22 protein-coding genes and 1 tRNA gene are annotated in these 23,069 nt (G+C 35.1%); 7 read left to right on the top strand and 16 right to left on the bottom strand.

The features are described from left to right. The first annotated feature begins 5 nt into the window (after positions 1 to 5). The 3 genes from H5J24_RS00765 (at position 6) to H5J24_RS00755 (ending at position 2,946) form a co-directional block, all read left to right on the top strand. Positions 6 to 449, top strand: coding sequence for an ankyrin repeat domain-containing protein (locus H5J24_RS00765; protein WP_068944813.1), 444 nt, complete (start codon positions 6 to 8; stop codon positions 447 to 449). A 169-nt stretch (positions 450 to 618) separates the two neighbouring features. Continuing rightward, positions 619 to 2,373, top strand: a complete 1,755-nt coding sequence (aspS, locus tag H5J24_RS00760; RefSeq protein ID WP_068944814.1) for an aspartate--tRNA ligase — start codon at positions 619 to 621, stop codon at positions 2,371 to 2,373. Between the two features lie 36 nt (positions 2,374 to 2,409). Then, the gene (locus tag H5J24_RS00755) at positions 2,410 to 2,946 is read left to right on the top strand and encodes a hypothetical protein (protein ID WP_068944815.1); all 537 of its coding nucleotides are present in this window, start codon (positions 2,410 to 2,412) and stop codon (positions 2,944 to 2,946) included. Positions 2,947 to 2,958: 12 nt separating this feature from the next. Here the strand turns inward: H5J24_RS00755 and H5J24_RS00750 are convergent, their stop codons facing one another. Together H5J24_RS00750 and H5J24_RS00745 are read right to left on the bottom strand one after the other, a co-directional pair. Next, a complete protein-coding gene (locus H5J24_RS00750; protein ID WP_068944816.1) occupies positions 2,959 to 4,227 on the bottom strand; it encodes an adenylosuccinate synthase in 1,269 nt (422 codons plus the stop codon). 279 nt (positions 4,228 to 4,506) lie between these two features. Next, the gene (locus H5J24_RS00745; RefSeq protein ID WP_068944817.1) at positions 4,507 to 5,079 is read right to left on the bottom strand and encodes a Crp/Fnr family transcriptional regulator; all 573 of its coding nucleotides are present in this window, start codon (positions 5,077 to 5,079) and stop codon (positions 4,507 to 4,509) included. A 226-nt stretch (positions 5,080 to 5,305) separates the two neighbouring features. Between H5J24_RS00745 and H5J24_RS00740 the strand changes: the two genes are divergently transcribed. Further along, complete coding sequence (locus H5J24_RS00740; protein WP_068944818.1) at positions 5,306 to 5,854, top strand: hypothetical protein; 549 nt, start codon at positions 5,306 to 5,308, stop codon at positions 5,852 to 5,854. Between the two features lie 57 nt (positions 5,855 to 5,911). Here the strand turns inward: H5J24_RS00740 and H5J24_RS00735 are convergent, their stop codons facing one another. The 7 genes from H5J24_RS00735 to H5J24_RS00705 all read right to left on the bottom strand — a co-directional run bounded on the left by H5J24_RS00735 (position 5,912) and on the right by H5J24_RS00705 (position 11,102). Continuing rightward, complete coding sequence (locus tag H5J24_RS00735) at positions 5,912 to 6,763, bottom strand: IS3 family transposase (protein WP_068944819.1); 852 nt, start codon at positions 6,761 to 6,763, stop codon at positions 5,912 to 5,914. A 14-nt stretch (positions 6,764 to 6,777) separates the two neighbouring features. Next, positions 6,778 to 7,047: a hypothetical protein gene (locus H5J24_RS00730; RefSeq protein ID WP_068944820.1), complete on the bottom strand. Its 270-nt coding sequence runs from the start codon at positions 7,045 to 7,047 to the stop codon at positions 6,778 to 6,780. A 116-nt stretch (positions 7,048 to 7,163) separates the two neighbouring features. After that, positions 7,164 to 8,009, bottom strand: coding sequence for a mechanosensitive ion channel family protein (locus H5J24_RS00725; RefSeq protein ID WP_068944821.1), 846 nt, complete (start codon positions 8,007 to 8,009; stop codon positions 7,164 to 7,166). A gap of 319 nt (positions 8,010 to 8,328) precedes the next feature. Then, complete coding sequence (locus tag H5J24_RS00720) at positions 8,329 to 9,063, bottom strand: SDR family NAD(P)-dependent oxidoreductase (protein ID WP_068944822.1); 735 nt, start codon at positions 9,061 to 9,063, stop codon at positions 8,329 to 8,331. Positions 9,064 to 9,330: 267 nt separating this feature from the next. Next, positions 9,331 to 9,675, bottom strand: a complete 345-nt coding sequence (gene yajC / locus H5J24_RS00715) for a preprotein translocase subunit YajC (protein ID WP_232815967.1) — start codon at positions 9,673 to 9,675, stop codon at positions 9,331 to 9,333. A 10-nt stretch (positions 9,676 to 9,685) separates the two neighbouring features. After that, positions 9,686 to 10,195: a DUF1573 domain-containing protein gene (locus tag H5J24_RS00710; protein WP_068944824.1), complete on the bottom strand. Its 510-nt coding sequence runs from the start codon at positions 10,193 to 10,195 to the stop codon at positions 9,686 to 9,688. Between the two features lies 1 nt (position 10,196). Next, the gene (locus tag H5J24_RS00705; protein ID WP_068944825.1) at positions 10,197 to 11,102 is read right to left on the bottom strand and encodes a transcription antitermination protein NusB; all 906 of its coding nucleotides are present in this window, start codon (positions 11,100 to 11,102) and stop codon (positions 10,197 to 10,199) included. Between the two features lie 91 nt (positions 11,103 to 11,193). Between H5J24_RS00705 and H5J24_RS00700 the strand changes: the two genes are divergently transcribed. Beyond that, positions 11,194 to 12,855 (top strand): ABC transporter ATP-binding protein, encoded by a 1,662-nt coding sequence (locus H5J24_RS00700; RefSeq protein WP_068944826.1) that lies wholly within the window; start codon positions 11,194 to 11,196, stop codon positions 12,853 to 12,855. 99 nt (positions 12,856 to 12,954) lie between these two features. Further along, positions 12,955 to 13,290 (top strand): DUF3276 family protein, encoded by a 336-nt coding sequence (locus H5J24_RS00695; RefSeq protein WP_002976288.1) that lies wholly within the window; start codon positions 12,955 to 12,957, stop codon positions 13,288 to 13,290. 110 nt (positions 13,291 to 13,400) lie between these two features. Here H5J24_RS00695 and H5J24_RS00690 read toward each other — a convergent pair whose 3' ends face one another. Both H5J24_RS00690 and H5J24_RS00685 read right to left on the bottom strand, forming a co-directional pair. Continuing rightward, entirely contained in the window at positions 13,401 to 18,290 is a 4,890-nt protein-coding gene (locus H5J24_RS00690) for a DUF4132 domain-containing protein (protein ID WP_232815966.1), read from the bottom strand. Between the two features lie 183 nt (positions 18,291 to 18,473). Then, positions 18,474 to 18,908: a hypothetical protein gene (locus tag H5J24_RS00685; protein WP_068944828.1), complete on the bottom strand. Its 435-nt coding sequence runs from the start codon at positions 18,906 to 18,908 to the stop codon at positions 18,474 to 18,476. 55 nt (positions 18,909 to 18,963) lie between these two features. Here H5J24_RS00685 and H5J24_RS00680 point away from each other — a divergent pair, with 55 nt between their 5' ends. Further along, the gene (locus H5J24_RS00680; RefSeq protein ID WP_068944829.1) at positions 18,964 to 19,242 is read left to right on the top strand and encodes a hypothetical protein; all 279 of its coding nucleotides are present in this window, start codon (positions 18,964 to 18,966) and stop codon (positions 19,240 to 19,242) included. Positions 19,243 to 19,274: 32 nt separating this feature from the next. Here the strand turns inward: H5J24_RS00680 and H5J24_RS00675 are convergent. The 5 genes from H5J24_RS00675 to H5J24_RS00655 form a co-directional block, all read right to left on the bottom strand. Beyond that, positions 19,275 to 19,350, bottom strand: a tRNA-His gene (locus H5J24_RS00675). Positions 19,351 to 19,385: 35 nt separating this feature from the next. Next, on the bottom strand, positions 19,386 to 20,105 hold the full coding sequence (gene bshB1, locus H5J24_RS00670) for a bacillithiol biosynthesis deacetylase BshB1 (RefSeq protein ID WP_068944830.1): 720 nt from the start codon (positions 20,103 to 20,105) through the stop codon (positions 19,386 to 19,388). Between the two features lie 81 nt (positions 20,106 to 20,186). Further along, complete coding sequence (locus H5J24_RS00665; protein WP_068944831.1) at positions 20,187 to 21,839, bottom strand: tetratricopeptide repeat protein; 1,653 nt, start codon at positions 21,837 to 21,839, stop codon at positions 20,187 to 20,189. A 91-nt stretch (positions 21,840 to 21,930) separates the two neighbouring features. After that, positions 21,931 to 22,809 (bottom strand): PstS family phosphate ABC transporter substrate-binding protein, encoded by an 879-nt coding sequence (locus H5J24_RS00660; RefSeq protein WP_068944832.1) that lies wholly within the window; start codon positions 22,807 to 22,809, stop codon positions 21,931 to 21,933. Beyond that, on the bottom strand, positions 22,799 to 22,996 hold the full coding sequence (locus tag H5J24_RS00655) for a C4-dicarboxylate ABC transporter (RefSeq protein ID WP_185124664.1): 198 nt from the start codon (positions 22,994 to 22,996) through the stop codon (positions 22,799 to 22,801). Before H5J24_RS00655 ends, H5J24_RS00660 begins: the two co-directional genes overlap by 11 nt. Between the last annotated feature and the right edge of the window lie 73 nt (positions 22,997 to 23,069).

The following is a 23,069-nucleotide window of genomic DNA, read 5'->3' as shown; positions in this document are numbered from 1 at the left end:
ATACTATGAAACAATTTCAAACACTCAAAAAAACATTTCTTTCCCTATTGATAATATTCTCTGCTATTAGCTATAGCCAAGAGCTAACCCATGAGCATAAGCAAATGCTGAAATATGATAATACTGCTTATTTTGCAACAATTATCAACAAAGAAAATATGAATACCTGCTATCAAATAGAAAATAATAGTTATACTTTACTGGGGCTGGCTATAAAAATGAACAGCCAGCAAGTATTTCAAAAACTTATTGAGGAAAAAGCAGATCTGGAAAAAGCTTGTGACGGAAAAACACCATTAATGTTTGCTGCTAAGTATGGTCATGCAGATTTCACTAAAAAACTTCTGGCCAATGGTGCTAAAAAGGATACCAAAACAGACAAAGGATATACAGCACTGGATTATGCCCGAAAATATGAAAAACCGGAAATCATCAAACTTCTGGAATAAAATTCATCTTTATTTTTTACATAAATGTCCATTAAAAGACAAACCCAATATTCAAAAGCTTCCTTTTCGGAAGTTTTTTTGTTTTAAAAACCTTCAAAAATCTTATCTTTGCAAACGTAAAAAAAGGTTCTAAGCTGAACCTTAAACATTGAACTTTAAACAAATAATTATGTTTCGATCACACACCAACGGAGAGCTATCTCTGAAAAATCTGAATGAAGAAGTTACACTATCTGGATGGGTACAGACTATCCGTGATAAAGGATTTATGATTTGGGTAGATCTTCGAGATCGTTACGGAATTACCCAGCTGGTATTGGACCAGGAGCGTTCTTCTGCACAATTAATGGAAGAAGCTAAAAAATTAGGCCGTGAATTCGTTATTCAGGCTACTGGAAAAGTAATTGAGAGAGTAAGTAAAAATCCTAATATTCCTACAGGAGAAATTGAGATTTTAGTTGAAAAACTAACCATTCTGAATGATTCTCAGCTTCCACCTTTCACTATTGAAGATGAAACTGATGGTGGGGAAGAATTAAGAATGAAATACCGTTACCTGGACATCAGAAGAAATCCTGTAAAAGATAAATTGATCTTCCGTCATAAAATGGCTCAGAAAGTAAGAAATTATTTATCTGATGAAGGTTTTATTGAGGTGGAAACTCCTGTTTTGATTAAGTCTACTCCGGAAGGGGCAAGAGACTTTGTCGTTCCGAGCAGAATGAACCCGGGACAGTTTTATGCTCTTCCACAGTCTCCACAGACTTTCAAACAGCTTTTGATGGTAGGTGGAATGGATAAATATTTCCAGATTGTAAAATGTTTCCGTGATGAGGATTTAAGAGCCGACAGACAGCCGGAATTTACACAGATAGATTGTGAGATGGCTTTTGTAGAGCAGGAAGACGTAATGAACGTTTTCGAAGGAATGACCAAAACGCTTATCAAAGATATTACAGGTCAGGAATTTGGAGATTTCCCAAGAATGACCTTCGCAGATGCAATGAGAAAATACGGAAATGACAAACCGGATATCCGTTTCGGGATGGAATTCGTAGAATTGAACGAGCTTGTAAAAGGAAAAGACTTTAAAATATTTGATGAAGCTGAACTGGTTGTCGGAATCAATATTGAAGGATGTGCAGACTATACAAGAAAGCAGATTGATGAGCTTGTGGATTGGGTAAAACGTCCACAGATTGGTGCTTCAGGAATGGTTTGGGTTAAATTCCAGAATGACGGAGTGAAAACCTCATCGGTAAACAAATTCTATAACGAAGAAGATTTAGCGAAAATCATTGAAAAATTCGGAGCTAAAGAAGGTGACTTAATGTTGATTCTTTCTGGAAACGAGAACAAAGTAAGAGCTCAGCTTTCTGCATTGAGAATGGAGCTTGGTAACCGTTTAGGGTTAAGAAAAGGAAACGTATTTGCACCACTTTGGGTTGTTGACTTCCCTCTATTAGAATGGGATGAAGACACTGAAAGATATCACGCAATGCACCACCCTTTCACATCTCCAAAACCTGAAGACATTCACTTACTGGAAACAGATCCTGGAAAAGCAAGAGCCAACGCTTATGATATGGTACTTAACGGTAACGAAATCGGAGGTGGATCTATCAGAATTTTCGACAGAGATCTTCAATCTAAAATGTTTGACCTGTTAGGATTCTCAAAAGAAGAAGCAGAAGCTCAGTTTGGATTCTTAATGAATGCATTTAAGTACGGAGCACCGCCACATGGTGGTTTAGCATTCGGATTTGACCGTTTGGTAGCGATCCTTGATGGAAATGAAGTGATCAGAGATTATATCGCATTCCCTAAGAACAATTCCGGGCGTGATGTAATGATTGATGCGCCGGCTTCCATTGCTGATGCACAACTTGATGAACTAGAGTTAAAATTAGATTTAAAAGCATAAATTTAAAGCGGGGTATTTGCCCCGCTTTTTTATACTATGGAAATTTTTATTCAGATACTTACTTTAATTAAATATGTATCATTTTTAGGAATTGCAATATCTATAATACTGATCCTACTAAAAAAAATAATATATCATCCTCCCAACACAATAAATCAAGTTAAAGTAAAATCTTCAAAATACCAATCCATATTCGGTTTATGCCTTTCATTAAGCATTGCCTGTATTGTAGGCAGCAAAGCACTTATAAAAGAAGACTTTCAAAAAATGCTGAAAGAAAATAAGATTCTCTTAGTAGAAATCAACGGATTTTCTTTCGTTCAGGAAGATGCCGCTGACCTTTTCACAAAATTTGAAGGTGATCCAGGGCGTTTTCATTGTGAATCTTATTTAGGATATATTACTTTTGAAAATAATGAATCAATTCCTATCGAAGTTATTCAACATTGTTATGAGGAAAATAAATACATTATTGTCTCCAGGAAGTACTCAACTGATAGTACCATTGGAATTATAACGACTTCAAAGTTCAATTATATAAAAAATAAAATTTCTTCTACTGATCAACAATAGTGCTCAAGATATCTATCTCATTTTCAAAATCTCTTCTCTTCCCGGACCGATAGAAAGGTAGGTTACCGGAACTCCTACTTCTTGTTCCAAAAAGGAAAGAAAGTTCATCAATTCCTGTGGAAGAGCAGAAGGATCTTTAATCATTGAAAAATCAGCATTCCAGCCCTCCAGCCATTGGAATACAGGTTTAGCATTTTCAGGAAGTGTTCCGGCAGTGGTTTCAATAGTTCCATCCTCCAACTCATAATGAGTACAAACTGCTACTGATTTTAATCCGCTTAAAACATCCGCTTTAGTCAGAACCAATTGGGTAACGCCATTGATCATTACTGCATATCGTAAAGCAGGAAGATCTAACCATCCTGTTCTTCTCGGACGACCAGTGTTAGAACCAAATTCATTGCCCTTTATTCTGATTTCCTCACCCATCTCATCAAACAACTCCGTTGGGAATATTCCGTTTCCTACTCTTGTACAATAAGCTTTGGCAATACCATAAATCTCACCGATCTTTTTCGGAGAAATACCCAATCCACTGCAAGCTCCAGATGCAATCGTGGAAGAAGAAGTTACATAAGGATAAGTACCATGATCTATATCTAATAATGTGGCCTGAGATCCTTCTCCTAATATTGTTTTTCCTTCAGCTAAAGCTTTGTTAAGGAATAAGTCAGTTTCTGCACAATTGAATTGCTTTAAAAACCCTACCGAGTTAAAAAATTCTTCACGAATTGATTCTAAAGATGGTAATTCCATTCCTCCATCAGCCAAAAACTGATAGTCTCTCTTCAGAATATGATCTACCTTTTCCTCAAAATCCGGTAAATACATATCTCCAATTCTTACATTCTGTCTTAAAATTTTATTGGAATACGCCTGAGCAATTCCATTCTTTGTTGTTCCTATGGTTGTATAAGCCGGATTTTCTTCCATGAAAATATCCATAAGCTTATAAGTAGGCAGAACAAAATGAGCCTTTTTAGAAATAATCAGATTTTTCTCTGGCTGAAGCGTTTCATCAAACTTCTTTAGATTCAGAATTTCATTTTTAAAGCTTACAGGATCAAGAACAGTTCCCGTCCCGATCACATTCTGTACTCCCTGCATAAAAATTCCTGAAGGAATCATTTTAAGAGTGATTCTCTTACCGTTTCTTTCAATACTGTGGCCAGCATTCGAGCCACCATTAAAACGGGCTGCAATATCATAATTTTCACTGATAAGATCAATAAACTTTCCTTTTCCTTCATCTCCCCATTGAAGTCCTAATACAATATCCATATCATTATTTTTATGATGCAAAGCTATGGCAGTTTAAAAGAGAGACCATTGTCATTTGGCAAAAACGTGTGTTGCAGGAATTTATAATACAAATATTTATGAATTTGATCCGAAATTTATTTTTGGGGTTTAATAGGTTTTGGCTAAAAGCCGATGGAATATTTTGTTAATAATAGAATGAGCTAAAGTCCATTCCTATTGAATTTACCATTCGCATGTATATATTAAACAAAAAATAAGAAGATCGGAGACCTTGTATTTTACTATGAGAAGACTGTATTACTCATTGATCGTTCTCCTGATCCTGCTCAACGACGAAGGCGTCACCCCAAGATAAGAGGCCAGCATAGATTGGGGAACCCTATTGGCTAATCCCGGATAATGAGTGAGAAAATGAATGTACCTGGATTTTGCATCCTGATTAAGCATAATGCTTGCCACTTTAAGCTTATTCTCAGCAACAAAACCATGAATACGGGCAAATAAAACAGGCCATATTGCTATTTTTTCCTCTAATATTTTAAAGTGACTAAGATCAATAACAAGTAAAACGGCATCGGTAATTGCTTCTATGTATTCATGAGCAGGAAGCTGATCGGTAAACCCCTGAAAGTCTCCAATAAAACGACCTTCATAAATAAAATAACGGGTAAAATCATCACCCTCTTTATTATAATACAGAGACCGGAATACTCCTTCTTTAACAAAAGCAATCTTTTGACTTACTTTTCCTGCTTCTACAAAAATTTCGCCTTTCTTTACAGCAATTTCCTGAATACCCTCTGCAATCAGAAGTTCATCCTGTGGTTTTAATAATCCGAATTTTTTGATGTAATTGAAAAGCTCTTCCATATTATTTTATCCACAGAATGTGGAAAAGTAAAGGTATAAAAGTAGAATGTAAAAACAATTGTCATTTGGCAAAAAGAACTTCCTTTTCATATTCTTTAGCTTGGATAAATTATCGTATTCTGGCTTATAGGAAAGGATTAAATATAAATCGAACTTATTCTGATCTGCACTGAAAATCATCAAAGAATATTGATTATTTTCTATATTTTTGCCCAAAACTATAATTATGGACGAACCTATTAAACTGGAAGTTCCTTTTAATGAAAATGCAGAACGCGAGCAACAACAATTTTTCTTCCGCTACAAATGGAAAAATGGGTTTACTGAACTTAAAAAATCAATTATATACTCGATAATATTTCTGTTTCTAGGCTTTTTTTCTCAATCAAAGTTTATTAACAGTAATCCTGCTTCTACTGTATTCAGATATGCAGGGTTTATTTTTCTGGGTTATATCTTCTTGCTTCTTTATCAATATTTCACACGCAAAAAGAAGTTTCATGAACTCATGGAAGAACAAATCAATGATATTAAACGAAAGGATGAAAAATACAGTGTTGTAATTCTTAATAAAGATAGTATTACTATAGAAAATTCATTGAGTACAATGGGAGCTGTATGGAATAAAACCAGCTATAAATTTGTGGATAAATACCTTATTTTAGGTATTCTTAATAACAGCCTTCATTTTATTTTTACCGAAAATGACTTTAAGGAAAATGATTATAAGACTCTCATTGGGTTTCTTGAACAATATGCAAAGAAAGAAAAGTAAAAAATATCATGACTAGTCCTGAAAATCTGATAAAGATTATAGGACAAAAATAGATAATTAAACCAGAGCAAAGTTTTTTTTGCTTTGGTTTTTATTTTTATAAGTTCTCATTCTAATTTTTGTCTGTTTATGCATTTGATTTGGGGTTAAATAATAATTTGAAAAATGAGGACGTAGATTATTATAGGTTTCAATGGATTCATCTACTAATTTTCTTCTTAAAGCATTGCTTATATGATGTCTATCAATATTAAATTCATGCTTCAAAATACCATTTATCCTCTCTGCCACTGCATTTTCATAAGGATCTGAGTTCTGTGTCATGCTGCATTTTAATTGATGTTTTTGCAAAACTTTCTGATATTCATTCGAGCAGTATTGTAAGCCACGATCAGAATGATGGATTAATGAGCCTACCATACCTTTGTGATTCTTTAAAGCTCTTTTCAATGCTATAAGACTACTTTCTGTATTTAAATTATCTGCTACAAAATGCCCCACTATTTTCTTTGAATAAGCATCAGTTATTAAGCTTAAATAGCTTGGATCTTTTCTGTTTCCTATGTAAGTAATATCAGCAACCCAAACCTGGTTGGGCCTTGTGATCTGATAGTCCAGAATCAAATTTTTGTGCTTTCTGAAGCGATGATGGGAGTTGGTAGTAACATGATAATTTTTCCTAGGTGCAATTAATAAGTGATTGGCTCTTAGGATATCAAAAAACTTATCTCTTCCCACTTTCATAGAGCTTAGGGATTCTTGTAACATAAAATATAGTTTTCTGCCTCCTAATCGGGGCATTTTAACACGAATACTCTCTACCAGCTCTACAACCTCTGAAGCCCTGTTCCTACAAATTTTTGTACGCTTGATACTTCTATAATAGATTTGTCTATTTAACCCTAACAATCCACAAGTAAAAATCAAAGTTTCTTTTTCTTTACTGCGGAAGTCATCGATTGTTCGGGTGGTGAGTTTTCCATGGCATAAGGTCTTTGGTTTTCCCAATCAAAGTTACCATATTTTCTGAGCCAATTTAAAATAGTCCCGTGAGATTGTATACCATATTTCTTGCGACAAGTACTAATGGTAGATTCTCCGGATTCAACTTCTTTTACTATTTGAAGTTTTAAACTTAAACTGTAATCTTTCTGTGTACGTTTGATGTACTCTGATTTTAATTGTTCTTCCATAACGATTTGTTTTTGTGTATCGATATTTCAGGACTAGACATCATTTTATAATAAAAAACTCCTGCATTACTTTAATACAGGAGTTTTTTATTATTTGTTTAAATTATTTTAAAGAACTATTTATTGTAAACATGGATATCTCTCTGTGGGAAAGGAATTCCGATTCCAGCCTGATCTAAAGCTTCTTTACAATCAATGATAAGTTCTTCGTTCAGTTTCCAGAAATTTTCTGTATTGGCACTCACTCTCACAGATAGATTAATCGCGCTATCTCCTAATGCAGTTACCATTACCTGAGGTGCTGGCTCGGAAAGAGCATATTGATTCTTATGAATTACTTTCATCAAAACTTCTTTCGTCTGTTTAAGATCTGCATCATAAGCAACTCCAATATCCAGAGAGGTCCTTCTTGTTCCTAGCTGAGTAAAGTTGGTAATACTGTTATTAGAAACCACTCCATTAGGAATAATGATTAATTGATTTTGTGGAGTAATCAGTTTCGTATGAAAAATATCAATAGCATCTACTGTTCCTGAAACACCAGAATTAGTGGAAATAAAATCTCCTATTTTAAATGGTTTTAATAATAGAATAAGGATTCCACCAGCAAAGTTTGTCAAAGATCCCTGTAAAGCCAGACCTACCGCTAAACCTGCAGCACCAATCATGGCTACAAAGGCAGAAGTCTGCACTCCTAATTGAGTAACTACTACAATAAAGAGAAGAATATTAAGCCCCCAATTGATAATATTAAGTAGGAAATGCTGTAAAGAAGCTTCCATATTACGTTTTTTGAAACCTTTCGCAACAAGTTTCTTAATGATTCTGATCATCCATGATCCGATCAGGTAAATCAATAATGCAGAAACCACGGCTGTAAAGATTCTCGGAGCCCATGAAATGGCTGAAGTTATTAAGGTATCCCAATGTTTTTGAATGTTGTTCAATTGTAAATCGTCCATTTTTTATACTACTTATTTTATATATTACTATAGATATTCGTTCCTTGAACGACAAGATTTCAAAATGAATCTGAAGAGAAAGCATCGTTTTTTCAAAAAAAATGTAACCTTAACTCTTTGGAAGTTAAAATCAATGGTTATATGCATCACAATAGATTGACAGCAGAACAGATAATTTCTGCTTACTCAATGATTATTTTAGAAATTGAATCTTGCGGGAAGAATAATTCGGGGGTATCATTACAAAAAAAATACCGAAGTCTCTTTTCAAGGGAAAAATCTTCCTTAAAATAAATTTTCAACCTTAAAAATTAAAAAGCTATGGCAGTTTTGCAGCCAGGCTTTCCGGTAAAAGTCTCAGGATATGATAAATAATTTTCCATTTAAAATTAGGAACGATGGTAAAGGAATTTCCGGCATTCACAATGAATTTTGCCACATAATCCGGTTCCATGATTAAGGATTCATTCAATTCTAGTCCTTCATTAATTTTTGTACGGATATACCCTATCACCAAAACATTCACTGTAATTTTTCTGAAAGCCAATTCTTGTCTTAATCCCGCCAGATATTGGGTAAATGCAGCCTTTGTACTTCCATATACAAAATTACTTTTTCTGCCTCTCACTCCGGATAAGGAAGATAGACCTATGATTCTTTCCAGGTTTTTATTGCTTTCGTCCATCGCAATTATATTCAGAATAGAAACGCCCCCCATATAATTAACCTCCATCATTTGCTTGGCTCCTTTAAAATCTCTCAAAGCTTTTTGATTATCAACGAGAAATCCTGCCGAATATACTACAATATGAGGTTTTACTGGAAGTTCACGGTAAAACTGTTGATGAGAATTAAAATCTGCAGCATCAAAATACAAAACCGTTACTTTGTTCTGATCCAAACTATTTGACACGATAAAATCTTCTAATGATTTTGTGTTTCTGGAGGCCGCTATCACAGAAAATCCTTTTTCAAGGTATTGGATGATGCATTGCTTCGCTACGTCTGAATTAGCGCCTAGAATGAGAACTGTTTTGCCTGTGTTTTGATTCATAAGGCAAAGATAATTTTTTATTGACTATTAATTTCATGGATAGCCATACAAATGGATTGATATACTTATGATGCTTTTGGGAAACTTATCATTCTCAGATTCTTGATTATGTTTCGCTTCATTCAGAATGGCACATACAGGTTTTTAATCGAGATGTCCTTAACAAATATGTAATTATATATAAAAAAATTGCGGCGGGTGAACTTCGTTCACCCGCCGCAGCTAAATATTTTCAAACTGAATTAAATTATTTTTTTTCTTCAGTTTCTATTTCTTTTTATCTGCTGGTTTATCGGCAGTTTTTGCTTTATCTCCAAAACGACTTTGAGTCATTTCTCTGGAAACAGCAGCTTTTTCAAACTTCAGTTTTCCGGATAATGTTTCGATAACAAAACCGTCATCCTGAACCTGAGCAATTCTTCCGTGAAGACCTGAAGTAAGCACAACTCTGGTTCCTACCTTAAGTTCTTCCTGAAAGTTTTTTTCCTGTTTCTGCTTCTTCATTTGTGGTCTGATCATCAGGAAATAAAACCCTACAAACATCACACCCATCATAATCAGCATCATAGATGAAGAACCTTGTGGCTGTGCCTGTAAAAATAATGTTAACATATTTTTTAAATTATGGTTGAATGTTCGCAGTGAACGTTAATTTGATTGGAGACTTTTCTACGTTTGCAAAAACATCTGCATATTTCTGAACGTTTCCATCAAAGTTTGAAGAGTCAAAATGTAATGTAATTTTTCCTTTTTTACCTGGCATGATAGGCTCTTTTGTAAAATCAGGAGCTGTACATCCACATCCAGGCTTCACTTCAGAAATAACCAAAGGATTTTTCCCTGTATTGGTAATTTCGTATACGTGCTCTACTTTATCTCCTTTTTTAATTTTTCCAAAATCGAAGTTGCTTTCAGATAAAGCAATAGAAGTAGATGGTTCGTTAGAAACCGGTGCAGCAGGAGTTTCTCCTGTTACAGGTGCAGCTGTAGAATCAGTTGGTGCAGGAGTTCCTGCAGCCGTAGAGTCAGTAGTGACTGCATCAGCGCTTTGAGTTTCTTTGTTTTCTTTTTTACAAGAAACTAATCCAAAGCCTATAATTGACAAGGCGATAATTGATAACGTCTTTTTCATTTTATATTCTATTTTGATCTTTACAATATTTATCTAAAATACCATTAATGAAGATATTCGAACGGTCTGTAGCAAACACTTTTGCAATCTCAATATATTCATTAATAATTACTCTTGAAGGGGTGAAGGCGAAGTTATCAAGCTCAGCAATAGCAGTTGAAAGGATTACTTTATCCATTAGGGAAATTCTTTCAAGATCCCAGTTTTCCAATCTTTCTTCCAGCTTTTTCTCGTTGTTTTCCCAGTTGTTCAGGGTATCTTTCAATAATTTTGCCGCGAAAGTTTTGTCATCTTCATCTTTAATCATTTTGATTAAAGTTCTGCTTTCTTCATCTTCTCTTAGGAACCCGATTGTTTTTTGTACCATGGAATTGGCAATATGGATATCGTCATACCATGAAAGTTCTTTATCTCCAAGATAATCGTGGAAATCATCATTTTCAGCAATATATCTTAAAAATAATTTCCCGATAAACTTCTGATCCTCTTCAAAAGAAAATCCTTCTTCTTTCATGAAATCCTGGTAACGTTTTCCAGCAGTAATTCTTTGGAAAGTCTTTACCAATAAATCATCATGCATATCCCACTTCAACTGCTTGTGCTGACCTGTGAAGAATAATCTCTCTGGATTTTCTTCCAGCTTAAGCAATACCTGGTTGTTGATGAATTTTTGGTTAGGATTAATATCAGCATCGGTTTTAAGATATTTATTCTTACCGATTTCAATTTGATGTTCAGCTAATTCTTTTAGACCTACTAAAAAATTAAGCTGATAGATATAGAGATAATAGATTTTCTCTATTCCAGCGAACATGTTTTTCTCTAAAACATCAAATTTTACAGGGTTCTGATAGTATGAATACACCGCCTGTACTACTTTTTCACGAATTTGTCGTCTTCCTAACATTCAAAGAGCTTTTTAATGAGTGCAAAGATACAAAATTTAAAATTGATGAGATTCGTAGTCTGATGACATTTTTGTAATTTTGTAAAACTATATGAAAGCGCTAAAAACCTTAAACCCCTATTTTTGGAAACACAGAATCCTATTGTTTTGGGGTGTATTATTTATCATTGCCAGTAATTTTTTCAATATATATAAAGTTCAGTTTGTAGGAAAATCCGTAGATGAGCTTACCAAAAGCGGAAATCTTGGTTTCAATCAGCAGGTACTTATTTATGTCGGAATTATTGTAGGCTGTTCACTTTTAACAGGATTCTTCACTTTTATGATGCGGCAGACCATCATTGTGGCATCCAGAAGAATTGAGTACGAACTTAAAAATAAGATCTACAGACATTATCAGGATTTATCTTTAACAGACTATAAACAGACTACTATTGGGGATTTAATGAACCGATTAAGTGAAGATGTAGTGGCGGTAAGAATGTACCTTGGTCCTGGAGTAATGTATGTGGCCAACCTTATTGTTCTTGTACTGATCACTGCTATCTATATGATAAAGACAGATGCATCCATGACTTTATGGACTTTGCTGCCTCTTCCTATTTTATCATTTGCTATTTATAAGGTGAGTTCAATTATCAATAAAAAGTCGAAGGTAATGCAGAAAAGCCAGTCTGCCATTTCAACTTTTGTACAGGATAGTTTTTCAGGAATCCGTGTTGTAAAATTTTTCGCAAGAGAAAAATATATTCAAAAAAACTATGGAATAAAAGTTACTGATTACCAGAATAAAGCTTTGGACCTTGCCAAAACAGAAGCTTATTTTTTCACCATTATTCTGTTTGTAATCGGCTTACTGAATGTTGCCATTATCTGGATTGGAGGAACAAAATATATTGCTGGAGAATTAAGCATCGGTAAAATAGCTGATTTCTTCATGTACATTAATACACTGATCTTCCCATTTTCTATGGTAGGCTGGGTAACGTCTGTAAATCAAAGAGCAGAAGCTTCTATGCAAAGGATCAATGAATTTATGGATAAAAGGTCTGAGATCATCAGTACTAACTTTGAGACATATCCTATTAAAGGAGATATTGAGTTCAGAAATGTATCGTATGTTTATCCCAATACGGGTATCAAAGCACTGGAGAATTTAAGTTTTAAAATCAAAGCCGGAGAATCCCTTGCCATTATGGGGAAAACCGGAAGCGGAAAGTCTACTATAGCACTTCTTTTATGCAGACTGATCGACCCTACTGAAGGAGAAATCCTTATTGATGGTAAAAACCTTAAAGAACATAATCTCGAGAACTATAGAAACTTCATTGGGTACATTCCTCAGGAAAGCTATTTATTCTCTGATTCTATTGAAAATAATATCGGATTTGCCATTGATCATCCATCTCATGAGAAAGTAATTGAGTATGCTCAGATTGCAGATGTCCACAAAAATATTGTTGAGTTTAAGGAACAATATAAAACACTTGTTGGTGAACGCGGAGTCATGCTTTCGGGAGGCCAAAAGCAAAGAATTTGCATTGCCAGAGCCCTGATTAAGGACCCAAATATCATTATTTTTGACGATTCTTTATCGGCTTTAGACACCGAAACAGAGCAGAATATCCTTGAAAATATTGACCGAAAAATCAGTAATGCGACCTCCATAATTATCACACACAGAGAGTCTAGCGCTCAAAAAGCAGACCAAATTATCAACCTCACCGAAATTACCAATTCTGTAACCGCATAGCTGTTTCGTTCCTAATTGTTAAATAAATCATAAAAAAAATTTTGTGATTAAAAGAATTCTTTTATATTTGTTCTTAACAAGATTAAAAAATATCTAACAATGAGTGAATACAAGGAACGCCATGAAAATGAAATTTTCACGAAGGTGTTAAAAGCAGGAAGAAGAACTTATTTCTTTGATGTGCGCGAGACGAAAGCAGGAGATTATTATCTTACCATCACTGAGAGTAAGAAAAATTTCGGAGAGAATGGGGAAGCTACATTCGAGAAGCATAAAATTTACCTTTACAAGGAAGATTTTAAGAGTTTTCAGGAGATGTTTAATGAGTCCACAGATTTCATCATTAATGAAAAGGGTGAGGATGTAATTTCAGAAAAACATGACAAAGATTTCAAAAGCAGATCTTATACAATAGATTCTGACGACGAAGTTTAAAAAAAGAATATCTAAAAACACAAGCATCTGGAAAAGATGCTTTTTTTTATGCTCTGAAATTAGCTTATGGCAAAATAAAAGGTACACTTTGAGAAGCATACCTTTCTATTTTATACATACTCTCGCTTGATCTGCGACAATATAGTTGGATCCTGAATTTCATTGTCCTTAGCAAGTAATAATACTTTAGACAATACTTCTGCTGATTTCGGATCATCATCTGCAAAAGGTAGGAATAATCGTCCTCGATGCTGAGAATGAACCGGAAGTATAGATAAATACAGTCCTGGAGTCTGATGTACAACAGCACTTCCTAAATGCACACTGTATTCTGCCATCTTCCCTTTTATTAATACATGAGCTCCTTCAATTCTGACATTATCCAGTTTAAATAAACGGGCTGTCTCTCTCATCAGCACGGCTCTCATTTCAATAGATGAATGACTGGCTTCAGGGTCTACTCCGCCTACATGGGCCACGGAAACCACCAGATCTACATCCCGCATTACCTCAGAGAATAATCTTGGATTAATTTCTTCAAAAGGAATATTCTTATAATCCTTTAATGAATGGAATTCTATCGTTTCCAGAGTCGGACTTTCTATATCTGCCGGAGAAAACCAGTCTGCCATGGCATACAGCTTCACCTGGAACCCTTCTTTATGATACACTTTCTGCAATCCCTCCTCATAATCTACCTTCCAGCCTCTTGTTTTTAGCAATGCCAATGTTTGCTTAGGCTGAATCTGATGTCCTGCATATCTGCGGGAAATAGATTTTTCCTTCAATTCATCAGGAGTCGGAACATACAATTCTCTGAAGATCTGCTTGAACGGCTGAATAAGCTTTTCTTTAAAGCAATAATGCTGATAATCACTCCATACAGAATGTTCATGAAGGTCTATACAATGTGCAATACGTAAAGTATTTTCTTCATTTAATTTCTGGATCTCGCCATGAGCATTAACAAGAATTCCATCATGGTAGAAACCTATTTTATCATCGTTGGAAATAAATACTAGCTTCTCTAAATGTTTAACAATAATTGGATGTTCAAAAAGAGTTTTAATTTCTTTTAAGAAAAATTCATCACCTCTTATCATAGCTTCTTCTAACCCTTTTCTGGAGCGGGTCCATTGTTCCCGCATGGCCTTCCGATTGTTGGTTAGTTCCACAATGGATTTATCTTTCTTAATTTTCGGCGGAATAGATTTCAGCTGTTTATCATCCCTGAATACAACCAGTTCCGCTTTTCCATTATCCTCTATAATCAAACCTACAGTCACACCATCAATGGTCACTTGAGTTTCTTTTGATAAAAGCAATTGAATCTGCTTGGTTTCCATAGCCCATGTCAATCTTATCGGATCAGGATACCCTGCATTTCTTGCCAGGTTTTCAAGAGCCACACGAATTGCTAAAGCTTCACTCGACTGCTTCATAGAACCAAACTCTTTACTCTCTTTTTTGAATTGCTGAATGTATTCGTATCTGCTCAATACATCCTTTTCCGGATTTGTTTTGCTCAAAGGAACAAGCCCATAGACACGAAGATAATCCTGATCACGCTTGTCTTTTACTTTAGCTGTTACTTCCTTGATTTTTAAGCTTCCGGATAAGGTATCAGAATACAACCTTGCTCTTCGGTGTCCGTTTCCGTCTGAAATGTATTTTGCAGACTCATATAACATCTCCCAACGGGCTTTACCTAATTCTTTATAGGCTTTTGTAAACCAATCTTTATCTACTGCTCCATCTTTAAATTCTTGAATATCGACTGATGAATATTTGGCAACCTCACTTTCCAGTTTAGCATTCTGTTCTTCATACGCTCCGGTTTTCGTATGGGCATGCATCCACCAAATCGCGGAATCCAAGCCCTTCCACCCCAAATAGCTACTAACAAGTGACTGCCATTGCGGTGCATACACTGCAGCCTGAATCAAACGAAGCTCAGAAATTTTTTCTTTCTTCATGATTTCATTAAATCCCTTCTGTGTATCACTTTCTAATGGATAACATTCGGAAATTAATTTAGAGAATAGCTTTTGCTTGGTCATACTTTGATTACCATAGCTATAAATATAATTGGCATATAAACCTGATTTACCAAGTCCTTTCAGAATCTGTGCAAAACGCTGGGCTCCATATATTGTCTGAAAATCCTGTACAAAATGAGATACAGCAGTATTAGCATCTCCCCTTATAAGTTCTATGTCAAGGAATTTATCCTGAATTTCCACAATCATAGGTTTCAGGAAAGGAAACTGTTCAAGATATTTTTCTTTATTGTAATAATTAGTTTTCACCGTAGTAAGTTCTCTTATTGCTGAATCAGCGGTCAGAATCCCTTCATACAGTTCTTCTTTTGTGATGAGTTTTAATTCATATGCTTTACAGAAAAAATAAAAATCAGGAACAGATTTTTTAATATTTTCTTTCAAACCATTATACTGCATCCATCGGTATAAATTCCATTGCTTGGTATGTTGTTCATCGGTAAGATTTGTTTTTGGAACAGCCCATAAGAAAGGCATGAAAAAATCCAGTTTCTGCCAGCCATTTCCCTGGTCCTGGTAGTAATAATCATTACTGTCTTTTCCTTTATAGCTGATAACATTTTCAGGAAGGTTAGCAAAAATTGTACTGGTAGCATCTAATGCAAAATCTATACGCTCTTCAAATACGAATTTATCCCTTAACGACTGCAGAATCATGATGATTGGATTTTCCCATGCATATCTTCCTTTCAGAGGATTTATTAAAAGATCTTTGTAGTAGAATACATAATTCTCCATAAAATCTCTGAAAATTTTTCTGTCACAACTCTCAGCCAATGTCAATAAAAATAGATCTCTAGGCTGTAATCCTGAATCCAGATACCATTGTTCCCAGACCTCATGCAAAGGATAATTTTGCGCCATTTGCTCCAAAGTAAACCCCTCTGTATTCCTTTTAATTTGACGGAAAGTATTTCCCATCAGCAAAGTTGTTACAGAGCCATCCCATTCATCAGATTCATATTCATGATCTTTATATTGAAGAAATAAATCATTAAGCTTCTTTATTTCCGCTTTTATCTCATCCATAGGTTTTGTAAACCCATATTTATCTTTTTTAACAGCCTGTGCATATATTGAGTTTGATTCTACTTTTGGCAAAGCAAACTTTGATATCACACCAGGACTATAAAAACCATATCCATTATCTTCAGAAAGAATGGTCTGATCGCCGGATGGGTTGATCTGATCCAATAACCCTTGCTCTCTTTCTGTTATTTTTGGTCTTTCAGTATATTGTTTGGTCCAATTGGTAATCTGAGCAGATACTCTTTTTTCATTTTGAAGCTGAAGCATAATGTCCAGAGATGCTGCACGTTGCTCCAGATCTCCTTTAACCATCAATTCATCGACTAATGGAGAAATGACACCATCTTCCTGCTGAAGAACTAATTCTATAAGCTTTTTACGAAGTACTCCACCTTTTCTTTTAAATAAGTCAAAGAAAGCCATGATTTCTTCTTTGCTTAAAGGGTCTTGCAGCAATACATTAATTCCGGAGGCTACCAGTGCCTCTCCTCTGTCTTTTAAAATTTTAAAAGCAAATTCTTTTTGGAAAGCTGTTACTTTCAGTTTCTTTTTTCCTGTTGCATACGACAGGGAGTAACAGTAAAACTCACGTAATATATTCCGGGTCAATAATTCACGTAGTGAAAGGTCAAATTGGTCAAAATAAGAAAGTAGCAGATCCAGCTTATCACTATCCTCTCCTACCAAATAAAACATGGAAGCATACAGATCACTTTTTTTGAAAGTAACATTCAGCCATGAGAATACCTTTGCTTCAAATTTCTTTTCCTTAATCTCAATTTTTTGAGTCAGCTCATGAAGTTTTTCAAAGAAGTCCGGATAATCTCCACTATTGATAAAAAATTTCGTTTCTGTATTAGCACTCAGTAGTGTTGACATAGGGTCACCAGCAAAAGCCAGTACTTCTAAGTTACCATTCAATACAGCTTTATAATACAAAGGCATCTGAATGTAGGGGTCAGCTGTTTCTGTGGCAAATTTAATAGCCAGGCATTTCTTTTCCGTATCACCTTTATCAAATAGCTCATGCAGATAAGGAACTGTTTTTTCAACATCCCATACCGCCTGTACCCACAGTGCCATATAGACTTCGTTATTGTTCTTACTTTTTACCGCTGTTGAAATTTCTGTTGGATTTTTAAAGTAATGATCCGCTAATGACAAAATACTTTTCACTACAGATTCTTTTTCTGCTTCCCAGCCTAAGCCGGTCCAGGTATCTACAGCCCTTACAACAGATGAAAATCGGGTAAGTTTTTGCTCAATAATTACATTCGTCATATATTCCAAAGCCCCAACGCTTGTTTCATCCAAAGCTTCAAGGATTGTCTGCCGTAAGCCTTCCTGCCTTTGAGCAGCCAGTAAAAGCTTTTCTACCAATTCCCAACATTTCTTCTGCTCACTATTGAGTAAAGCTTTGATAATATTCAGAGAAACTTTTCCTTCTGGATGCTTATTAAAAATAACATCTTCAATTAATTGATAAATAGCTGTATTTCCAGTATCTATTGCGGCAGACCAAATATAAAAACGGCTTGAATTATGCGTAAATTCATTATCATAAATAATTTGTTCTTCTAAAGACAAGTCAAAATTCTGATCTCCATTATAAGAATAAATACAAGGAAACATCATCAGTTCCCGTATAAAGTTAACCTGATTGAGGAGTGTATAATCTTCACGGTGAGGTGCCCGGAACGAACGTCTGAAATAACTGCTCTGATACATTTTATAAGGCATTTTATTCCATACATATTTTACCAGCTCAGCATTCTCCCCAAAGAAATAAACCAATAAATCATAATAATTCGGATCTTCCCAAATATCAGTTTTGATATATTCTTTAAGTTTTTCAGCGTCTTTTGAACCTAAGTTTACTCTTTCAAAATAATTAGGCTTACCTTTCAGCAATTTACCTAGCTCTGCTACTTCTTTTGTAAGGATAGGTCTGCCTGGAAAGAGCGAAGAAGGAACTCCTTGTTCAGAATGTTCTAACAGGTCTTTCCTCTGCTTTTCATAAAAGTTTTTAACAAGTTTTTTTCGATTCTAATTTTTTTGTGATTTCCATGTATCTTGTTTATTAATATAGTTTGACTACCAATAACTTCCTGCCAAAAATGCAAGTCTGATAAAGGTAAATGGGTGTTGTAGATTCAAATCGATAGCTTGGTTAAGTTTTTCAAGTTGTTCATCATTGTAAAATACAGCAAACATCCCGTCTTCAAATGCCTGAATTGCATTATCCTGAGCTTTTTGTACATCTGCTTTTTTAAGATTATAAATACTTCCAAAACCAACCTTACCCGTATCCGTAAGAATGTTCAGATAATTGTCTGTGGGAATTTTGGTATCATCTTCGTCTTCAAGTTCAAATGATTGAGCATTAAACTCCGCTACCTGCTGCTGAACGATGAGCCTTAGTAAATTTTCTAATGAAATATTGGAGTCTTCATAATCGATTTCTATTATTTGTTCCGAAAGAACAGGATGTTTCCTGCCCAACTGCTTTACAGTGACTTTTATTTCCATATTTGAACTTAGTGTGTTTAAATATAGTGAAATTTAAAACCCTTATTGTATCAAATTGAGATTTCATGACGAATATCAAGGTTTTGAAAATGAGATAGGAATAAAAAGTAAATGGCCAAACGGGAGTTTTGCTTTGCAGTTGAATCGTAATAAGATGAAAAAAGAAATTAATGCTATTACTTATGAAATTAACCCTGATAAAACGGTTAGATCGCAAAAAGCAACACCATTTTTAGGCACTGACGTAGGGTGTATGAGTAAGCAGAGGGAAAAAGCTTCTGTGAAAAAGATAAAAAAAGGATATTATTTCACCATCAAAACAGATACAAAATAAAAAAGTACACTTTCAAAAAGTGTACTTTCTTTGGGTGAATGAGGGGTCTCGAACCCCCGACCTTCGGAACCACAATCCGACGCTCTAACCAACTGAGCTACAATCACCGTTTTCTGAGTGCAAATATAGGACAAATTTCTCAACTACCAAACAATTCCATCAAAATTTTTCAAAGAAATTAATCTTTCTGACGTAAAGCCCTCAGCGTAAGTAACTCCCGATAACCGCCCTAAATCCTGTGCACGGTAAGTTAAACTCTCAAAGAAGTCTTTTGTAGTAATTGGAGTCTCAGGTTCCTTAGAAGTAGGATCATAAAATTGGGTTTTGTAAGCCATACATGATGCAATCTTTTTATCAAGAAACTCTGAAATGTCAATAACGAACTCCGGTTTAATATCTTTCCATTGGATATAATGAAAAACATGCTTAGGCCTCCACACTTCCTGAGCTTCCCCGTCTATTACAGTCTCAATTTTTCTCAGCCCGGACAAAAAGCACGCATCCGACACTAATTTCGCTCCTTTTGCATGGTCTGGATGTCTATCATCAATAGCATTGGCTAAAACGATTTCTGGCCTGTATTTGCGAATCATTTTTACAATCCTCATTTGGTATTCTTCGGAATTCACCAAAAAGCCATCTTTCATTCCCAGATTCTCTCTTGCGGAGAGTCCAAGAATTTTGGCAGCATCTGCCGCTTCAGCTTTTCTTGTTTCATCTGTACCTCTTGTCCCGAGTTCTCCCCTGGTAAGATCTACGACAACACATTTTTTTCCTTCAGAAACCAATTTAGCAATTGTTCCTCCACATCCTAATTCTACATCATCAGGATGTGCACCAAAAGCAAGTATATCTGTTTTCATAATATCAAAGATAAGTTTAAAATAAAAACTTCCCAAACATTACGAATGGGAAGTTCTTATATCTATAATTTAAATTTTAAATTATTTGTTGATCTCTGCATTTAATTTTACAGCATCCTGATAAGTAGGATCTAGCTGTAAAGATTTAGCAACATAATCTTTTGCTTTTGCAATATCAGAATCTTTGCTCATGTAAGCTACTGCAAAATAAGCGTAAGCAAGGGTCTGCTTATTAGCTTCCTGATCAGCAGGTTTTACAGTGCTGATGAATTTTTCGTAAGCAATCTTCGCCGCGTCATTATTACCTGCCTGTTGGTAAGAATATCCCTGGCTGTAATAAGCTGGAGCCCAATCAGGAAGAAGTGCTGACATTTTCTGCCATGTAAGAATTGCTCCACTCCAGTTTTTAGCATCCTGATAAGCAGTGGCTAATTTGAATAAAGCATCAGAATCCTGGCTATTAGCAGCTACTTGCTTCTTCAATGCTTCGATTGCCGGGTTTGTAGGTCCTTTATCAACATCGGCCTGAGAAGCACCACCACCTCCAGCGATATTTGCCAATTCTAAATCCCACTTCATTGTTTCGTCTTTCGCAGCTTTAGCAATAGCAATTTTTTGCTGAGATTCCGCAGTTAAAGCAGATTTTTTAGCAGCATCTTTCTCATCTTTTGCTAATCCGGCAGCGATAAGTCCTTGTAGACCTTCGTCAGCTGGCAATACTCTTGTTTTTTCAGCTTGAGAAACAAAAGTATCCATGTTTTGTTTAGCACCTGCATAGTTTTTATCTGCGTACTCCTGGTAAGCTCTTAACTTGAACTTAATAGGATCTTCAATTTTATCAAAGATCTTATCTAATACTGTTTTAGAGTTTGCGTAGTCTTCATTAGTGAAGTATAATTTTGAAATCTCCAATTGAGTATAGGGATCTTCGTCAGCATATTTTGTATAATTGATAAGGTCTTGTGTAGCCTTAGCATTTTGCTGGTATCTGATATCGTATCCAGCTAATGCTTTGTATGCAGGGGCATAAGTAGGGTCTACAGCGATAGCTTTATCAACACTTTCTTTCGCTTTCTGCCAAATTTGTGCAGCCATCCATAAAGTAGCCATTCTTGTATAAACGGAAGCTTTATTTTTAGCTAAAGGTAATGCTTTGTCATAAGCGGACATTGCTTCACCCGGAGATCTTTTTAATCTGTAGGCATCTCCTAATGTATAATAGTAATGTGCAGGAACTCCTTTCTTCTCAGCTTTTTCAATCGCCTTAGTCAGGTACTGAATGGCAAGGTCCGGAGAACTGTTCTTTTCAAATAAAGTTAACGCTTCTGCTGCTCTGAATAATACTTCAGCATCTTTTTCTTTAGAATCGGTTACTATTTTCTGAATTTCTGCAACAGCGCTTTTATCGCCTTTTCCTAATTTTACGGTAGCTAAACCGATTTTGTTAACAAAGCTTTTAGCATCAGCAGCTAAACCTTTATTAAAGTTTTCAGTAGCCTTTGCATAATCAGGCTCTCCTTGCTTCAGGAAGGTATTTCCTAAATAGAAGTAGTTCTCAGCGGTAGGCTCTTTAGCGATCATATCAGTGAAGTTTGTTTTTGCCTGAGCAAATTTATCACTGTCTATACTGTTAATACCATCCTGCAATGTCTGTGCAGTGGCAAAACCGGTAAAAAATACCACGGCTGCTCCAAAAGCAATCTTCTTTACATTCATATTCATTATATCTTTCATTTTATATTTTCTAATCAATTGAGTTATATTCTACACAATTTTCAGACCAAAACACTTTATGGATTGGAGGTAAATTGTGAAATTGTATTTTTTAACGCATCTGTACCTCTCTTTTGTAGAGGTTATAAGGTTGCAAACCTTCTTTCTGTACAATTTTTTGTCCCAAATGGGTACATGAGAATCTTATAAATCCATTGGCAATATTGAATCCACTTTCGTTATTAAGGAAATAAAGAACTCTTGTAAATGGATATTTCATGGTGCGAAGTCCTTCGGAATCGGCATTGTATGTTATTCCTTTATCGACTACCGGAAGTACTTTAACCATTTCTCTAAGTTTCTCTGAAGTTTTATCGTAAGGACGGCTGAAAGTATTAAGTCCTATAACGCCTATTTTATTCGGATATTTTCCTAATTCCTCTATCACCTTCTGATTTCCAGGAATAATGGAAAATTTAAGGTCTTTAGGCTGTTTTTTAATTTTCTCAGCCACAAAATTAAGATTACTGGAATTTGTCCCGTCAAAAATAAAATCTTTTTTTTCAGAAAGCAGGCCATTAGTGATCTCATCTATGGTAATACTTTCTTTCGGAGAGTCTTTTGGAACCACAAAAACCACAGCGTCTGCGGCAAATCTTGCAGGAAGGAATTTTAATTCTGTTCTTTCTTCGTAACTCTTTATTTCTTTTGCAGTCAGATTTCTGGACATCACAATAATTTTTGCTTTGTCATTCAGTAAATCCACAAACCCTAAGTCTTCTTTTTTGGTTTCTACTTTAATATGTGTTTCAGGATAACTGATCATGTAACCATCAGCCAATGCTTCTGTAACACTCTGAAAAGACTCATCAGTAAGAATTGTAAGATTGCCTTTATTATAAGAAGGACTTGTATCATCCTTTTTTTTGCAGCCTATCAGTATTACACTAAAAGCAAAAACAGCTGCAGCTTTAAAAAAGCTATTCTTCATCTCTGGATTTTTTGATTTGTGAAACGGCTCTATAGATTCTGAATACACCATAAAGCGCAAATACCCCACCTAAAGCATAGGCAACAATAGGGTCTAAAATAGTAAAAAAGAATCTGTAGACAATGACTACAATTCCTAAAACAATATAAAACAATCCCGCGATAAGGGATAACCACTTGAACATCATGTAACAAAAATACAAAAAAAATAAAAGAGAAGCATAAGCCTCTCTTTTTATTTATATTCTGAATGAATAAGTT

It is taken from the genome of Chryseobacterium capnotolerans, from assembly GCF_021278965.1.
GTDB lineage: Bacteria > Bacteroidota > Bacteroidia > Flavobacteriales > Weeksellaceae > Chryseobacterium > Chryseobacterium capnotolerans.
The sequence above is the reverse complement of the archived record's forward strand: the minus strand, read 5'-3'. Positions and strand labels throughout refer to the sequence as shown.

Excerpts from the sequence above, each read along its gene's own strand:
- H5J24_RS00710 (WP_068944824.1), bottom strand. The coding sequence starts at position 10,195 with ATGAAAAAGACGTTATCAATTATCGCCTTGTCAATTATAGGCTTTGGA.
- yajC (WP_232815967.1), bottom strand. The coding sequence starts at position 9,675 with ATGTTAACATTATTTTTACAGGCACAGCCACAAGGTTCTTCATCTATG.
- H5J24_RS00730 (WP_068944820.1), bottom strand. The coding sequence starts at position 7,047 with ATGGAAGAACAATTAAAATCAGAGTACATCAAACGTACACAGAAAGAT.
- H5J24_RS00750 (WP_068944816.1), bottom strand. The coding sequence starts at position 4,227 with ATGGATATTGTATTAGGACTTCAATGGGGAGATGAAGGAAAAGGAAAG.
- H5J24_RS00740 (WP_068944818.1), top strand. The coding sequence starts at position 5,306 with ATGGACGAACCTATTAAACTGGAAGTTCCTTTTAATGAAAATGCAGAA.
- H5J24_RS00745 (WP_068944817.1), bottom strand. The coding sequence starts at position 5,079 with ATGGAAGAGCTTTTCAATTACATCAAAAAATTCGGATTATTAAAACCA.
- H5J24_RS00695 (WP_002976288.1), top strand. The coding sequence starts at position 12,955 with ATGAGTGAATACAAGGAACGCCATGAAAATGAAATTTTCACGAAGGTG.
- H5J24_RS00705 (WP_068944825.1), bottom strand. The coding sequence starts at position 11,102 with ATGTTAGGAAGACGACAAATTCGTGAAAAAGTAGTACAGGCGGTGTAT.
- aspS (WP_068944814.1), top strand. The coding sequence starts at position 619 with ATGTTTCGATCACACACCAACGGAGAGCTATCTCTGAAAAATCTGAAT.
- H5J24_RS00655 (WP_185124664.1), bottom strand. The coding sequence starts at position 22,996 with ATGATGTTCAAGTGGTTATCCCTTATCGCGGGATTGTTTTATATTGTT.
- H5J24_RS00660 (WP_068944832.1), bottom strand. The coding sequence starts at position 22,809 with ATGAAGAATAGCTTTTTTAAAGCTGCAGCTGTTTTTGCTTTTAGTGTA.
- bshB1 (WP_068944830.1), bottom strand. The coding sequence starts at position 20,105 with ATGAAAACAGATATACTTGCTTTTGGTGCACATCCTGATGATGTAGAA.
- H5J24_RS00665 (WP_068944831.1), bottom strand. The coding sequence starts at position 21,839 with ATGAAAGATATAATGAATATGAATGTAAAGAAGATTGCTTTTGGAGCA.
- H5J24_RS00720 (WP_068944822.1), bottom strand. The coding sequence starts at position 9,063 with ATGAATCAAAACACAGGCAAAACAGTTCTCATTCTAGGCGCTAATTCA.
- H5J24_RS00685 (WP_068944828.1), bottom strand. The coding sequence starts at position 18,908 with ATGGAAATAAAAGTCACTGTAAAGCAGTTGGGCAGGAAACATCCTGTT.
- H5J24_RS00765 (WP_068944813.1), top strand. The coding sequence starts at position 6 with ATGAAACAATTTCAAACACTCAAAAAAACATTTCTTTCCCTATTGATA.
- H5J24_RS00755 (WP_068944815.1), top strand. The coding sequence starts at position 2,410 with ATGGAAATTTTTATTCAGATACTTACTTTAATTAAATATGTATCATTT.
- H5J24_RS00725 (WP_068944821.1), bottom strand. The coding sequence starts at position 8,009 with ATGGACGATTTACAATTGAACAACATTCAAAAACATTGGGATACCTTA.
- H5J24_RS00700 (WP_068944826.1), top strand. The coding sequence starts at position 11,194 with ATGAAAGCGCTAAAAACCTTAAACCCCTATTTTTGGAAACACAGAATC.